The organism is Kitasatospora sp. NPDC048298 (assembly GCF_043201465.1).
GTDB lineage: Bacteria > Actinomycetota > Actinomycetes > Streptomycetales > Streptomycetaceae > Kitasatospora.
Window position 1 is genome coordinate 18705 of sequence record NZ_JBICYZ010000093.1, and the last position, 14426, is coordinate 33130.

10 protein-coding genes and 1 CRISPR repeat array are annotated in these 14426 nt (G+C 70.0%); all 10 genes read right to left on the minus strand.

All coding sequences use genetic code 11. The features are described from left to right. Nucleotides 1-82: 82 nt before the first annotated feature. A complete protein-coding gene (locus ACGF0D_RS39930; protein WP_392925024.1) occupies nucleotides 83-1027 on the minus strand; it encodes a hypothetical protein in 945 nt (314 codons plus the stop codon). A 630-nt stretch (nucleotides 1028-1657) separates the two neighbouring features. After that, a complete protein-coding gene (locus ACGF0D_RS39935) occupies nucleotides 1658-3190 on the minus strand; it encodes a hypothetical protein (protein ID WP_392925025.1) in 1533 nt (510 codons plus the stop codon). A gap of 102 nt (nucleotides 3191-3292) precedes the next feature. Next, nucleotides 3293-5945: a CRISPR direct-repeat array (repeat unit 29 nt; unit sequence GTTGCAAGCCCTCCAGGGCTGATCACGAC). Nucleotides 5946-6033: 88 nt separating this feature from the next. Then, complete coding sequence (gene cas2, locus ACGF0D_RS39940; protein WP_363628917.1) at nucleotides 6034-6297, minus strand: CRISPR-associated endonuclease Cas2; 264 nt, start codon at nucleotides 6295-6297, stop codon at nucleotides 6034-6036. A 6-nt stretch (nucleotides 6298-6303) separates the two neighbouring features. Further along, complete coding sequence (gene cas1b / locus ACGF0D_RS39945) at nucleotides 6304-7284, minus strand: type I-B CRISPR-associated endonuclease Cas1b (RefSeq protein ID WP_392925028.1); 981 nt, start codon at nucleotides 7282-7284, stop codon at nucleotides 6304-6306. Beyond that, nucleotides 7284-7805 (minus strand): CRISPR-associated protein Cas4, encoded by a 522-nt coding sequence (locus tag ACGF0D_RS39950; protein ID WP_392925030.1) that lies wholly within the window; start codon nucleotides 7803-7805, stop codon nucleotides 7284-7286. Before ACGF0D_RS39950 ends, cas1b begins: the two co-directional genes overlap by 1 nt. Continuing rightward, entirely contained in the window at nucleotides 7802-10192 is a 2391-nt protein-coding gene (gene cas3, locus ACGF0D_RS39955; RefSeq protein ID WP_392925031.1) for a CRISPR-associated helicase Cas3', read from the minus strand. The genes ACGF0D_RS39950 and cas3 overlap by 4 nt, the downstream gene beginning before the upstream one ends. After that, nucleotides 10174-10872 (minus strand): CRISPR-associated protein Cas5, encoded by a 699-nt coding sequence (gene cas5, locus ACGF0D_RS39960; protein ID WP_392925033.1) that lies wholly within the window; start codon nucleotides 10870-10872, stop codon nucleotides 10174-10176. The genes cas3 and cas5 overlap by 19 nt, the downstream gene beginning before the upstream one ends. A gap of 29 nt (nucleotides 10873-10901) precedes the next feature. Continuing rightward, nucleotides 10902-11963, minus strand: coding sequence for a type I-B CRISPR-associated protein Cas7/Cst2/DevR (gene cas7i, locus ACGF0D_RS39965; RefSeq protein WP_392925035.1), 1062 nt, complete (start codon nucleotides 11961-11963; stop codon nucleotides 10902-10904). After that, the gene (locus tag ACGF0D_RS39970) at nucleotides 11964-13397 is read right to left on the minus strand and encodes a hypothetical protein (RefSeq protein WP_392925037.1); all 1434 of its coding nucleotides are present in this window, start codon (nucleotides 13395-13397) and stop codon (nucleotides 11964-11966) included. Further along, nucleotides 13385-14074 (minus strand): CRISPR-associated endoribonuclease Cas6, encoded by a 690-nt coding sequence (cas6, locus tag ACGF0D_RS39975; RefSeq protein ID WP_392925039.1) that lies wholly within the window; start codon nucleotides 14072-14074, stop codon nucleotides 13385-13387. The genes ACGF0D_RS39970 and cas6 overlap by 13 nt, the downstream gene beginning before the upstream one ends. Between the last annotated feature and the right edge of the window lie 352 nt (nucleotides 14075-14426).

The window sequence follows — 14426 nt, forward strand, 5'->3', positions numbered from 1 at the left end:
CGTGTGGGGTTGCCCTGCGACGACGTGACCGTCTCGCGGGCAGCCCTGAACGGACGCTGCCGGCGTGGCACGGATCCGGCTGTCAGACCGGGGCACCCGGAGCAGGCGTCTCGCCGCCGCCATCCCGCTGGAGCAGTCCGAACGTAAGCAGGTCCTGGTACGGGTTGAACTGGAACTGCAGCGGTGGAGCCATGTCACCGAAGGACTCGCCAAACGCGCGCGGCGATCGCACCAGTTCCAGCAGAGCCTGGTCCGCCGTGTTGTCGCCGGCAAGGCCAAATGCCAGAGCCGCGCAGCCGCGCACGCCCGCATGCGGGTCGGTGAGCCAGTGGCGCGTGTCGCCGCCGAGGTGGCCGATCGCGACCAGGATCGTCGCCAGGTCGTACGCGGATTCGGTGGCCTCGGCCATTGACCTCAACTGCTCCAGCAGAGCCGGACGCTGCGTCAAGACGGACGGATGACGGGCCAGTGACCCGACGGCCGCAGCCGCACACATCCTGTGCCGGGCCCGTTGCGAGGCAAGGTGCGGCAACGTCCGCCGCAAGAGCGTGGGCACCAGGTCGAAGCAGGCGAGTGCCGCCTGATCAAGGATGAGTACACCCAGGCCTGTGCCGTCCTGCCACATACGGGACCGGCCGTCGCCATCGGCCGACAGGTAGTCATCGGTCCAGGACCGCAGCTCCGGCGCGTGCTCCTCAACCCGTGCTCGGATCTCCTCGGCCTGGTCGCCGAGGTCGGCAGCGATACCGACCGCGTACAGGTAGGCGAGCATCGCGTCCGGCAGCGAAGGGTCGTCGGGCCCGAGCAACGGATGGTCCAGGAGTTCGGCGACGAGCATCGCGGTGGGCGCCGTAGCGGGCCAGGCCCTGCCCTCGCGGCGCAGCGTCGTTGACCAGAGGTGCGCGTACCCGTTGGCGAAGGCCTTCGCGTCGTCGCCGAGGAGCGCTGCCAGATATCGCGGCGTGTCGCTGGCAAGGCCCTCGGCATGGAACAGCCCGGACCACTCCACGTCTATGTGATCAACCACAACCAGGATGCTGTCACGGCACGCTGACAGGCCCGCGCGGACCACGCCACCCCCGGTGTCGTTCGTGTGTTGAGAGCCCGAGCCTGACCAGGTGCACCGGGCGGCAAGGCCGCTCGGCGTATCGACGGTGGACGAGGCCTGGCAACACCGGACGCCGCCAAGGTCGTCTGGCGAACGGTCGAGATCATTTGAGACGGGGCACAGTGTCCGGGCCCGTGCTCACGACCACGCTCATCGCGTCCAGAGCCGCCCCCTCACCCCCGTTGCGAGCCCTCCAGGGCTGATCACGACCTGGCATCAGCCCGGCCCGCGCGCGCACGGCCGTCGCGTTGCGAGCCCTCCAGGGCTGATCGCGACCCACGGCCAGCACGTGCGTGTGCCCGACCACCTTCCGGTTGCAAGCCCTCCAGGGCTGATCACGACCAGGCGCGCGGAAGTCTTCCCGTGGTTTCCCATGTGTTGCAAGCCCTCCAGGGCTCATCACGGCGTCGCCGCAGCGGACCTGGCGGCGGAGGCGGGGATGTTGCAAGCCCTCCAGGGCTGATCACAGTAGGGGTCTCTGGCGGACTTTCAGGAGTAGGCCTGTCGGCGTACAGCGCAATGTACTCAGGCCCGTACAAAGCAACGTGCTCACGACGGATCGGGGGTCCAGTTCTCCCCGCTCGTGATGTCGAGGGCTCCGTCGTGCAGGACGAAGTGGCGGGCCGCATCGTCGTCAACTGTGATGCGGGGATGGCTGGTGCCCTGGAATGCCTCGGTCTGCAACTGGAAGTGGGCGGGGTTGGCGCCCTTCACGGCGCGCAGGCGCCAGGGGGTGCCTTCGGCGCTTTCGGAGTGGGGCGGCACGGCCAGGTGGACGAGGGCGGAGGCGTTGTGGTGGGTGCCGTAACGCGTGTGTGCCGAGGTGTACGTGGCCAGTCGGAGCTCTGCCTCCGGCGGACCGGGGACCGCCGATGATTCTGGGGCGGGCTGCGGCGGTGTGTCGGCGACCGGGTGTGCTCGGTCCTGGTCACGGAGGCTGGCGAGGAAGTCCGGTTGGTGGGTCGTCTCTTGCAGCAGCGTGGTGAACCAGTCGGCGAGGGCCGGGCCGCCGCGTCGGGCCCAGTGCTCGATCAGTCGGCGGAAGGAGGCTTCTCGGCGGTGGGGCAGGCGGTGCGCGCCTGCGGCGAGGATCGCCGCACCCGCTCCCGCGAAGGCTCGGTGGAAATCGTGCACCGGGACCCGGTGCACGTGCCCGGCGGAGCGGACCATGCGGATGTGCAGCATGGCGCGGTGAAGGATGGTCGCGGCAGCCATGGCGTTGGCTCCCAAGTGTCCCTCCTGTGGGGAGTCGAGCCAGGCAGGTTGGCTGTCTCGGGGCGGTGTTGTTGCGTCGGCCAGGTGTCCGGCGGCAGACAGGTGCCAGCAGCAGTCGTCCGGGTGGAGGTCGGCCGTTGCCGCGCGGAGCGTGCCGCGGGCTCCGATGCCGATCGACACCCCGTCAGCTCCCGACCGAAGGGCGACACCCCGGCCGTCATGGGAATCGAAGCGGACCTCAGTGATGTCGCGCAGCCGTATGTCCAGCGTGGCAGTCTCGGGAGGGGCGCCGTCGTCGACGGGATAGGAACGGGCGACAGCCAGCTCGAGATAGCCGATGAGACGGCTGCCGGCCCGCTCGACCTGCAGATAGCGGACCTCGGCCGACGGCAGGTCGTAGTCGGCGGCGAGGCTCTCTGCGATCTGCGGCGTCACCGCCATCACCGGGGCCATCACCCGTCCCAGATAGTCACGACCTGGCACGTATGGCTTCGCGGGCGCAAGCAGCTCGTCCAACGAGTGTCCGGCGGCCGAGGCCTGCTCCAGCATCCAGGCCCGTCTTTCCTCACCGAGGCCGGCCATCCACTCCAACGTCGCCAGCGCACGACGCTCGCGCCCACTTCGCGTGCTGGCCGTCGCTGCCCGAAACAGCGGGAAGGTGTTGTTGTCCCATACGTCCGCCGCCACTCGGATGGTCTCCCGGTCGAAGCAGCGGGCATCCGAGGAGGCGTCAGCGATCTGCACCAGCGAGCGATCCAGAAGTGCCCCCAGCACGGCGACTGCGGAACACCGCTGGCCCGGCGCCGCTCCTCGCAGCCCGCCCGTACTTACACGGTGCCATGGAGAGGAAGCATCGAGGTTGGCCATGCCAGGATCGTCGCACGAAACACGATCACGTCGAACAGGGACCTGAGCGCGTTCGTTTGTACCGAGCTGGGCACTGAACGGAGTACGGCGAGAAGGCCGGACGTTGCAAGCCCTCCAGGGCTGATCACGGCGTCCGTGGCGGCGCTCCCACTCGCGGCGGCAGCTCTGTTGCAAGCCCTCCAGGGCTGATCACGACTGGAACGCATCTGCCGGGCCCTCGCCGACGCCGTGTTGCAAGCCCTCCAGGGCTGATCACGACCATGGCGAGACGGTCGACGGCGCGGCCGGCCGGGGTGTTGCAAGCCCTCCAGGGCTGATCACGACTTGGACCCGGACTACTGCACCGCCACCGTCGTCATGTTGCAAGCCCTCCAGGGCTGATCACGACCGGTCAACCCGTGGCGAGACGTCGTGGACCTCATCCGTTGCAAGCCCTCCAGGGCTGATCACGACTTGCGTCGCCCGGGCACGCGGTGCCGGAGGTGGACCCGTTGCAAGCCCTCCAGGGCTGATCACGACTTGCGTCGCCCGGGCACGCGGTGCCGGAGGTGGACCCGTTGCAAGCCCTCCAGGGCTGATCACGACGTGCCCCAGGTCAGCCCCGCGCCCTTGATCAGGGGTTGCAAGCCCTCCAGGGCTGATCACGACCGCTCGCGGACCGCGCACGGCGGGCAGAGCACCCGGTTGCAAGCCCTCCAGGGCTGATCACGACGCGCTCCTGGGTCTCCAAGAAGCTCAAGGCGGCGTCGTTGCAAGCCCTCCAGGGCTGATCACGACGGGTGTCGTGGCCGCGGCCGCTGGGGGCACTGAGCTGTTGCAAGCCCTCCAGAGCTGATCACGACGCGCGGCCGGCCACCCGGTGCCGGCCGACACCTGGAAGTTGCAAGCCCTCCAGGGCTGATCACGACCACCGGACACCGTCCCTCGCCGCGTTGTCGGCCTGCGGGTTGCAAGCCCTCCAGGGCTGATCACGACCCGTGATCGCGGCGACCGTCGCGGTGAACGCGTCAAGTTGCAAGCCCTCCAGGGCTGATCACGACGTGCCGGACAGGACGACCGGGTCACCGCCGCCCACGTGTTGCAAGCCCTCCAGGGCTGATCACGATCTGGACCACCCGGCGCGTGCGGCTCTTCGCCGACGAGTTGCAAGCCCTCCAGGGCTGATCACGACGCTGGCCCTGATCGTCGCAACGGCCGCGCAAATCACGTTGCAAGCCCTCCAGGGCTGATCACGACGCCCTCGCACGGGCTGACCGCCTCGCCGCGAGCCAGTTGCAAGCCCTCCAGGGCTGATCACGACACTCGCCTCCGGTTGGGCGGCCCGGGACTCCCGGGGGTTGCAAGCCCTCCAGGGCTGATCACGACCACATGGCCGGGTACGCCAACCGCGTCATCACCCTGTTGCAAGCCCTCCAGGGCTGATCACGACAAGTCCGGCCGCCCGGTGATCGGGCTGACCACCAGGTTGCAAGCCCTCCAGGGCTGATCACGACCCGGTCACCAGGTCGTAGTCGACGGCCAGGGACTGGGTTGCAAGCCCTCCAGGGCTGATCACGACTCGTCTGCCGTCGCGGCCTCGTCGAGGACCAGGACGTGTTGCAAGCCCTCCAGGGCTGATCACGACGTGGGAAGGCCCCGCCTCCCTGCGGCTGCGGACCGGGTTGCAAGCCCTCCAGGGCTGATCACGACCGCTGCGCGAGGGCGAGCGCGACGTCCTGCTGGAGTAGTTGCAAGCCCTCCAGGGCTGATCACGACGGGCGACGATCACTCACGCCGGGGGCAAGCCCAGGCGTTGCAAGCCCTCCAGGGCTGATCACGACGCTGACCCGCGGCCGGGACGGGAACTGGGCCTACGTGTTGCAAGCCCTCCAGGGCTGATCACGACCCCCGATCGGTGACATCCCCGTCGACACCCTCCCGCAGTTGCAAGCCCTCCAGGGCTGATCACGACGAGCGTCGCGCTGGTCCTTGCGGATCGCGGCCTGGTGTTGCAAGCCCTCCAGGGCTGATCACGACGGTAGGGAGGGCCGCGTGACCGAAACTGGTGGACGTTGCAAGCCCTCCAGGGCTGATCACGACTCGCCTGGGAGGCGGCCCGCCACGCCCTGGGCGTGTTGCAAGCCCTCCAGGGCTGATCACGACCGCCCTCGCCCCCGTCGTGCCGCCCGTCCTGTTGACGTTGCAAGCCCTCCAGGGCTGATCACGACCCGACTGGGTCACCTGGTACTCCGGCCTGGAGGCCTTCGTGTTGCAAGCCCTCCAGGGCTGATCACGACCGCCCGCCGTCCGACCCTCGCTGTCCGTGCTGTGCGGTTGCAAGCCCTCCAGGGCTGATCACGACGGGCCCAGATACTGCCGATTCCGGCCTCCCATCCCTGTTGCAAGCCCTCCAGGGCTGATCACGACGTCCGTACGGACCGGCCCTCAGCTGTTGCTGCTACGTTGCAAGCCCTCCAGGGCTGATCACGACATCCCCGCCGCCGGCCGCCTCGGCCTCTGGCGACTGTTGCAAGCCCTCCAGGGCTGATCACGACAGCACCGTGACCACCACCCAGCCCGCCCTGACCACGTTGCAAGCCCTCCAGGGCTGATCACGACCATGCCGACCCTGCTGCACGCTTCCTACGCCGACCCTGCTGCACGCTTCCTACGCCTCCGCCGTTGCAAGCCCTCCAGGGCTGATCACGACTCCAAGGAAGCCGCGGACCGGCACGGCCGGTGGTCGCGTTGCAAGCCCTCCAGGGCTGATCACGACCCGAGGGTAAAATCCCAGGTCAGGGCATCCATGGCGCTGCCATCGGCGGAGATTGTGCAGCAACCGGCGAGTACTGCAGCGGTGCTGGTCACAGGATGTCGCCTGGCCCGCCGAGGGTGGCGCCGAGTGTTGCGGTGTCGATCATGTCCGGGGAGCGGGCGGTGTAGGTGACGATGCTGTCGTAGGTGGGGTCGATCAGGTTGTTGAGTGTGCTGGTGAGGGCGCGGTACTGGGCCGCGGTGAGTTCGCCGTGGAAGACGCTGCGCTGGGTCCAGTGGAGGTACTTGCGGCAGGTTTTGAGGACTTTGGGGTTGCGTTCGGCGGCGGTGTCGTAGACCAGGATGACGAACATGGGCGGTTACCACCAGGGCCGGAAGGGCTTGTAGGGCGCGCCTTCCAGGCACAGCCGGACCACCTTGAGTGCCTCGAGGTGGATGAGTTCCTCGTAGCTGACCTTCCGCTTGAGCGTCCGGTGGGCGACCGTCGTCGCCAGCTCCTCCCGCACGAGAGCGGCAATCTTCTTCCGCCCGTCCTTGCTGAGTGCGGCGCGGCCGACCTCCGTCTCGAAGTCGCTGGGCTTGAGGTATTTCTGGCTTGCGGCCCGTCGCAGCAGGCGTTCGGCGAACAGGGGCTTGAAGGGTTCGGCGAGGTCGAGGGCGAGGGTGTTGCGGCGGCGGTCGGTGTCGGCGTGGAGGAATCCGATCGCGGGGTGGAGGGGGGTGGAGCGCAAGGCGGTCAGGACGCGGGCGTAGAGGATGGCGTTGAGGTAGCTGATGAAGGCGTTGCCGGCGTTGGTGGGTGGTCGTCGGGTGCGACCGTTGAGGCGGAGCCAGGCGGGGAGTTGGGTGTCGAGGGCGGCCCAGGCGGTGCGGCGGAAGTTGCCTTCCTGGCCCATGAGGTCGTTGGTGTCGTGGCAGTCGGGCAGGGCGGTGCGCAGGGTCTTGAGGGCGGGATCGAGGAGGTCGCTTTCGAGGGACCATCGGAGGTTCTCGGCGGTGGCGAGGAGGAGGGCGCGGGCGATGGGGAGGCGTTGCTCGGGGTCTGCGGTGATCTCGACTTGTCGGCGGATGACGGTGGCGGAGGACATGGCTTCGGCGGGTGCGAAGTGTCCGGCGTGGTTGCCGTAGTGGTCGAGGACGTGGATGGTCACGCCGTGGCGGCTGAGGAGGGACAAGGCGGAGGTGTTGAGGTCGACGTGGTCGAAGGTGACGAGGTCGCGGATGTCGGTGATGGGGATGCGGACGGGGCTGCCGTCGGGACGTTCGATGCGGATGCTGTTGTCTTCGCGGCGGATGCGGCAGGGTTCGGTGAGCCAGTAGGTGCGGCCGGCGGCGGGCATCAGGTTCCCCAGCAGTAGTCGAGGTAGGAGCAGCCGCGGCAGGCGGCGCGGGTCTGGCGGTCGGGGGGTGTGGTGGAGGCGATGACGGCGCGGGCTTCGTCCTCGGCGGCCTCGGCCGTTTCGCGTGCTTCCTCGTTCCAGGGGACGTCGGTGGTGCGGCGGATGAGGGGGTAGTGGACGATGCCGCCGCGCACGTTGACTCCTCGGCGTTCGAGGAGCAGGCAGTAGTGGCGGACTTGGGCGTCGTGGGCGGGTGAGGGGCTGCGGGAGGATTTGGTTTCGTGGATGACGGCGCCGGCGGTAACCCAGTCGATGCGGGCTTCGCCGAGGTCGACGTCCCGGCGGCGGGTGAAGGTGGTCTCGTTGACGACCTCGCCGAAGGCGACGAGGTCGCTGCCGCTCTCGGGGCGGTAGCCGCGCATGTAGAGCCAGAGTTGGCGTGGGCAGTGGCGTAGGTACTTGATGTGGACGCCGCCGAGGCCCTGTTCGTCGTCGAGTGGACTCGTGGGGGTGGGTTTCACAGGATGGTCTCCGGCTCGGCGGGTGGGCGAAGGCCCAGGACGGGGTCGTACTGTCCGTCGATGAGGTGGATGCCCAGCGCGCGGTCGAAGGTGGCGTTGTAGGTTTTCAACTGCCCGTAGCCAAGCGGGATGAGCAGGCCGGCGGCGAGCAGCGGGTCCGCGTCCTTGCCGACCGCGAGCTGTCGGTATTCCTGGGTGTCGTCGCGGTGGAGGACTTCGACGGTGTCGAAGCGTTCGCCGAGGGTCTTGGCGTGTTCGGTGCGGTCGTGGAAGGGATCGGTGAAGGTGAGGAATTCGCTGGTGAAGGCGTCGCGGGCCTGCCTGGCCCTGTCTTCCCACCGTTGGCCCCAGTCGGTGGCGTAGGCCAGGGCGAGGAGGCGGTCGATGTCCTGTTCGCTGAGGGTGGTGACGCCTTCGGCGACCAGGGTGGTGAGGGCCGACCAGGCGGCGTCGACGGCTCCTTGGTCGTAGGGGCGGTGGCTGTCGGTGCGGTGGACGCGGAACTCGACCGGGCCGTCCGGGTGGAGGCCTCGGCGGTTGACGCGTCCGGCGCGCTGGGCGACGGCTTCGACGGGGGCGTTGTCGACCGCACCGCGGTCGAAGTCCAGTTGCAGGGAGACTTCGACGGTCTGGGTGGCGACGACCAGGCCGCCTCGACGCGGTGGCTCGTCGGGCCGGCGTTCGGGGTGGCGTGCCAGCAGTCGGCTTTCGATCGCGTCGCGGTCCCGGTTTTTGAAGCGGGAGTGGAGCAGAAGCGCGGCGTCCGGGTCGTCGGGGTGTTGCTGCTGGGCGTGGTCGGCGAGGGCGGTGAGGAGGGTTTGGGCGGTGGCGACGGTGTTGGTGACGACGAGGACGCTGTGGCCTTCGCCGAGCCAGCTTTCGAGGTGTTTCAGGCTGTCGGGGTCGGTGAGGGGCAGGTCGTCGATGACGAGGTGGTGGCGGATGGGGGCGGTGCCGGGTGCGGCGCGGTGGCAGGTGACGGGCTGGTGGAGGCTCTCGTCGACGATGGCGAGCAGGGGTGGGGCGAGGGTGGCGGACAGGACGGCGATCCGGCTGCCGAGTTGTTCCCACAGGCGCATGGCTGCGCAGAGGCGGCCGAAGGTCTCGGGGTCGTAGGCGTGGAGTTCGTCGAGGACGAAGAGGGAGTTGGCCTGTTCGAGGAGGACGGATGAGTGGGTGGGGCCGGCGATGGCGGCGCCGAGGAGCTGGTGGGGGGTGGCGACGCGCAGGCGTTGGGTGAACAGGCGCATGGCGTTGGCGCGGGCTCGGGCTTTGCGGGCGTCGTCCTTGGTGGGGCCGCAGCAGTCGTCTTCGAGGGCTTCGGTGAGGAGGGTGCGGGCGAGGGCTCCGTGGAGGAGGCCGATGTCGGGCCGGCTGTCCCCGGCGGCCGGTTGGAGGGTGCGCTCGAAGCGGCGGCGGGCGGCGTTGAGGGAGGCCCGGTAGGGCAGGGTCCACACGAGGCGGGGCAGTCCGGGCATGGTGGCGAGCTGTTGGGCGCCCCAGGCGAGTCCGGCTTCGGTCTTGCCGCTGCCGGTGGGGGCGATGAGGACCAGGTGTCCGGTGGTGTCGGCGGCCTGCTGCTGGTGTCGGTGCGGAGTGTGCGGGAGGCGGGCGAGGTAGTCGAGAGGTAGGGGTGTGTGGGTCTGCAGGTCCACGTGGGCGGAGCCGGCGTGATCGGCGAGGGTGAGTGCGCCCTGGGCGAGGACGGCGATCAGGCCCGTGTGGGCTTTGACGGGTTCCCTCCAGGCGGTGAGGACCTCGTCGAGGAGGCGGCGGGCCCGGTCGGCGAGCGACGGGGCAGCGGGCGCGGGCCGTGCCGGTTCGGTACCGAGGAAGCCGGCCAGCCAGGCCAGGAGTTCCTGGTGCAGGCCGCGTGGCACCTGCGGTCGGGCGTCGGGGCCCGGCGGGCGGCCGAACGCGTGGTCCCAGCGGGTGGCGGCGTTGTAGAGACGGGCCAGGGCGGGCTTGCCTCCGCCGAGGGAGGACGCGGCGTGGAGCGGGCGGTGGTGGCCGGCAACAAGGGTGGCGATCAGCAGCCGTTCCTGGGCGGTCCACCCCGACGCCGCGGCCAGGAGGTCGACGTAGGCGAGGGAGAGGACCTCGTGGCGCTCTCCCCACGGTTCGCCGCCGGGCTCGAGCTGTCGTTGGAAGCTCTCGGCGATCTTTCCCGCGTCGTGCAGGAGGGCCGCGGCCCGCACCTGGGCCCAGAACAGGGGCTCGGTGGCGATGATGCCGGCGGTGGCGATGCGGGCCTCGAGCTGGGCCACGACGTCGTGGACGGTGCGCAGGTGGGCGGTGAGTCGTTCGGGGTCGTGGCGGGGCAGGGACTTGGCGCGCAGGTCGGTGAGGGCGCGTCGTCGTGGTGGGGTCAGGGGGCCAGGAGCCATACGGCTTGGGTGTCCTCGTGCAAGGCCGGGTCGGTGGGTGTTTCGCGGTAGGCGTGGCGGACGGATGCCGCGGTGGTGGTGGGTTCGTCGCACCACAGGTAGTCGGACCAGGTGGTGGTGAGGCGGTCGGTGGAAACGGTGTCGGCGAGGCGGTGTGTGTGGACCGAGGGCAGGTCGTGCCCGTCGGGCGGGGCCAGCGCGTGGCCGACGATCGCCCGGTCGGCGGGCTCGAGGACGACGCGGTCGGTCGCGGTCAGGTGGACGAGGTCCTGGGAGCGGCCCAGGCGCAGGCCGTGGCGCGGGCGGCGCAGCGCCTGGGCGAGGCGGGTGGCGTCCGGTTCGGGGATCCACAGGGTCAGGTGGACGTCGGCGAGGAAGGGTCGGTCCTTGGCGGTCGTTCCTCCTTTCCCGGCCCGGACCCGGCCGCCGGCGGCGGGGTTGCTGCCGTCGGCGGCGATGGGGTGGTAGGTCTCGGTGTCGAGGCCGTGGCCGTCCGCCCACGCGGCCATTCCCAGGGCGAGGGGTTCGGCGGGTGCGCCGGTGGCGGCGGCGAGCATGCCGCGGACGGTGGAGGGCGGGGGCACCGGCAGGATGCGGGTGATTCCGGGGAACAGCGGGTCCCGGAACGAGGCGACGGGGGCGTGGAAGGTGACCCGCAGGGCCTCGATCGGCCCGCTCACGGCCGGTGGGGCCGTGTTCGGCGCCGGTGTCATGCCTGTGCCGGGTCGTCGAACCAGCCGTCCAGCCGTCCTTCACGCAGGTCGGCCGCCAGATCGAGGAGGATCGTGCGGGGGTGGTCGATGACGATGGTGCCGTCCGCCAGCTCCCGCGCGCACTGCTTCTCGAAGTCCTCGCGGGCCTGGTCCCGGAATCCGGGGCGCCATCCGATGCGCACAGGAGCCTGCCATTCCCCTGCCCAGGCCTCGAGTTCCTTGACGAGCACGTCTCCGCGCACCCGCACCCCGGTGTCGGGGTCGGCGTCGATGACGTTGCCCAGCGGGTTGATGCCGCCCTTGAACGGGGCCAGGACCATCAGCGAGGGGACGCGGTCCCCGTAGTGCAGGGCCTGCTTCGCGCCGCCGCTCAGGTGCGCGAGGGCCTCCGGCAGCAGCGCCGCACGCCGGCGCCGCTCCTCCAGCGGCAGCCGCACGGCCGGCTGGTCACGGAAATCCACGGTCGAGGCACCGAGGGCCGCGGCGTCGGCCACCTGAAGGGCCTGTTCCGGGGTGAGGTAGTTCGGTCGGCCCACGCCGTCGGCCCCGGGCAGGGTGAAGGTGCCGATTCTCGGAACGTCCAGCAGGAAGGGGGCCGCCAGGTCGGCGGTGTAGAACTCGTGCCCGTGCAGGACGGGCTCGGTCACCCCGCGGGACATGACGCCGAAGTCCTCGGTCGGGAACACCGGTTCCACTGACATCAGCGTGCCGAGCATGAACGGACTGTCGCGCAGCGTGGTCGCCGCGTCGTCCTTCTTCGCGCCGGTGCGCATGTAGCCGAACAGGTCGTCGTCCGCGTAACGGACCGGGTCTGCCTGCGTGTTGGCCTTCTGGGCCTTGCCCTGGGCCTTGCCGACCCGGGTGACCGGGGACGGCACCGAGCCGCGCTCGACCATCGTCTCCCTGATCCAGCGGCGCGCCGCCTGCGCGGACACGTACGGGTGCTTGCGGCCCCTGATCCGCGCGAACTTCACGCGGGACATGGTCTCCTCGCCCCGCCCGTTGTTCGGTGCACCCGCGTTCACCGAGAGCACCATCATGCCTGCCAGGAAAGCCATTTACGCCTGCCCCATCTCGTAGTCGTCGTACTCGTCCTCGCCGTCACCGGCGAACGCCGGCCGCTCCGCGAGCGCCTCGATCTCGCGCTCCTGCTGCGGGTCCGCCTCCTTGGCGCCGATCGGAACGCCGCGCTGCTGCAGCAGCACCGAGACCTGCGCGAACAGCAGCATCCGCTGCTCCCACGCGCGCGACTGGCGCCGGATCAGCGGCTTCCACAGCTCCGGTCCGGCCAACGGCGTCTTGCTGCCGTCCAGTTGAAGACGCGTGTAGGCCTGGATGAGGAGCGTGCCGAGCTTGTAGTCGTTGAGCGCGGCGTTGCGGTACTCCGCCAGCCGCCCGCGCGGGCTGGTGCCCTGCTCGATCCAGTCGGCGATCAGCGTCGCCACCGGTTCCAGATCCGTTTCCATTCCGAAGACCTCCTCGGCATAGGTGAAAGCGAGCCGGGCCAGCGCCTCCCGGTCGCCGACGCTCCAGGCGTCGTCGGTGTCCGCGAGGAGGCGGTGCAGCTGTCCCAGCAGCGGTCGGCTCCGGCCGTCCTCGGCCTCGAACAACAGCCGCGCCGCCTCGCCCGCGCCACCGGCGACGGTCCGGCCCTGGGCGTCGTAGCGGGTCAGGGAACGACGCAGCAGATGCCAGCCGCGGCGCAGCGGTGCGTTGCCGTCGACGGTGGCCAGGAAGGCGGGTACGGCGCGGCGGGTACGGGTGACGCGCAGCCAGGGGTCCTGGTTGTCGTTCTTGAAGGTCCACAGGGTGGTTGCGCACAGGCCCTCGGTCGCGTCCCGCAGGGCCGCCAGGACCACTGTCTCGGGCCGGGCCGTCGCCGGCATGCCGGTGAAGCCGGCGTGCATCACGCGGCGGGCGCGCCGCACGTTGCGCCGGGCGAAGTCCCGCTGCGCGGTCTCGCTCTCGCAGGACAGCACGGTCGCCGAGCCGGCAGTGACCCAGGCGCCGTAGGGCAGGGCCCACATCGCGATCCGGCATCCCCGGCACACCGGCCAGCCTGCGATACCGGGCGGCAGCGCGTTCAGGGCCTTGCTGGTGTCGAACAGCGGCAGGTTCGACTTCGCCCACACCACTGTCGCCTTGGCGCTGCAGAACGTGCAGGGCAGCGTCCGGCCGTCCTCGGGGCGGTCCTGGGCGAACAGGTTCTCGATGTCGGGCCGCAGTGCGGCCGGGTCGAAGGTCCGTTTGCTGTGCGTCGCCTTCGAGTTGGGGTAGAGCGCGAACAGCACCTTCCACCAGTCGTAGCGGCTGGTGTCCTTGGGTGCAGTGGCCGCCGCGACCACGTCTGCCACCACGACGGCCGACACGGCCTCCAGGTCGGCCTCGCTCACCCGTCCCGGATCGTCGCGGCCGGCCAGGGCGGCCACCGCCCACGCCCCGGCCCGCTGCAGCGGGTGGCCCGTCACGGCGAGCGCGCTCACCTCACCCATCCGAACCCCTGGATCGTGTCCAGGCCCAGCCCCCACGAACGGACCGCGTTCGCGAACCGGCCGTCGGCCTCCATCGCGACCCGCACCCGCGCGCCGATCCGCGGCGCCCCTCGAACGGTGAACCGCCGCCGCGGACCGGCCTCCAGCACCCGCACACCCTGCGGCGCCGGCAGACCGAGCAGATCCGCCTTGTGCGCCAGGTTGTGCTGCAACCGGTCCAGGTAGTGCTCGTCACCCGGCAGTAGGTTCCGGCCCTCGTGCTTCAGCACCACCGGCGTCACCGTCTCCAGCTCCACCAGCCCCTCCCCCGCCGGCGCCACGGATTCCGTGTCCATCACCAGCCCCCTCACCCTCAACCGCGTCGCTCCCCAGGCCAGTTCCTCACACGAGGCCAGCGCGCGCACCAGCACCGACGCGATCTCCGGGACCGGCGACCCGAACCACACCGACCCCTCACGCGACGTGGTGTAGACGCCCTTGCGGCGCGGCGCACCCACGAACAGCGGCCCCGCCACCCCCACCGGCTTCAACGGCTTCCCCCGCCACCCACCGTCATGCAACGCCAGCGCGAGGGCCTCGTCCTGGCCGCTGAGCAGCTGATACACCACACCACGCGCCGCCCCGTGCAGGTCCTCCCACCGCACGCTCGACGTATCCGGCGTGACATCGACCCTCACCCGCAACGCACCCTCCGGGAGCCCAAAATGATCACCTTGCTCACTCAACCCATCGACGAAAGAGCCTAGTTGGCCATGGATAGAAATCCTCTAGTTTCTCACAATTGCACCGATAATCGCCTGAATGTGCTAGCGAGTTCGAGATTCAGTGCCGTCGTCGCAGTTCGGCCAACAGGAGCCACAGGCTGCATCAACAACCTGCCGCACTGCCGCCATAACAGTCTGCGACGGCAGACAGCCCTCCGGGAAAAGGCTCTGACCTGACCATATGAGGGCCGGGCCCCCTTCCCTGCTCAGCCGGGCGATGTCTATCGTCCGGGTATGTACACGGGCTCGGGAAGGAGGCCCTCAA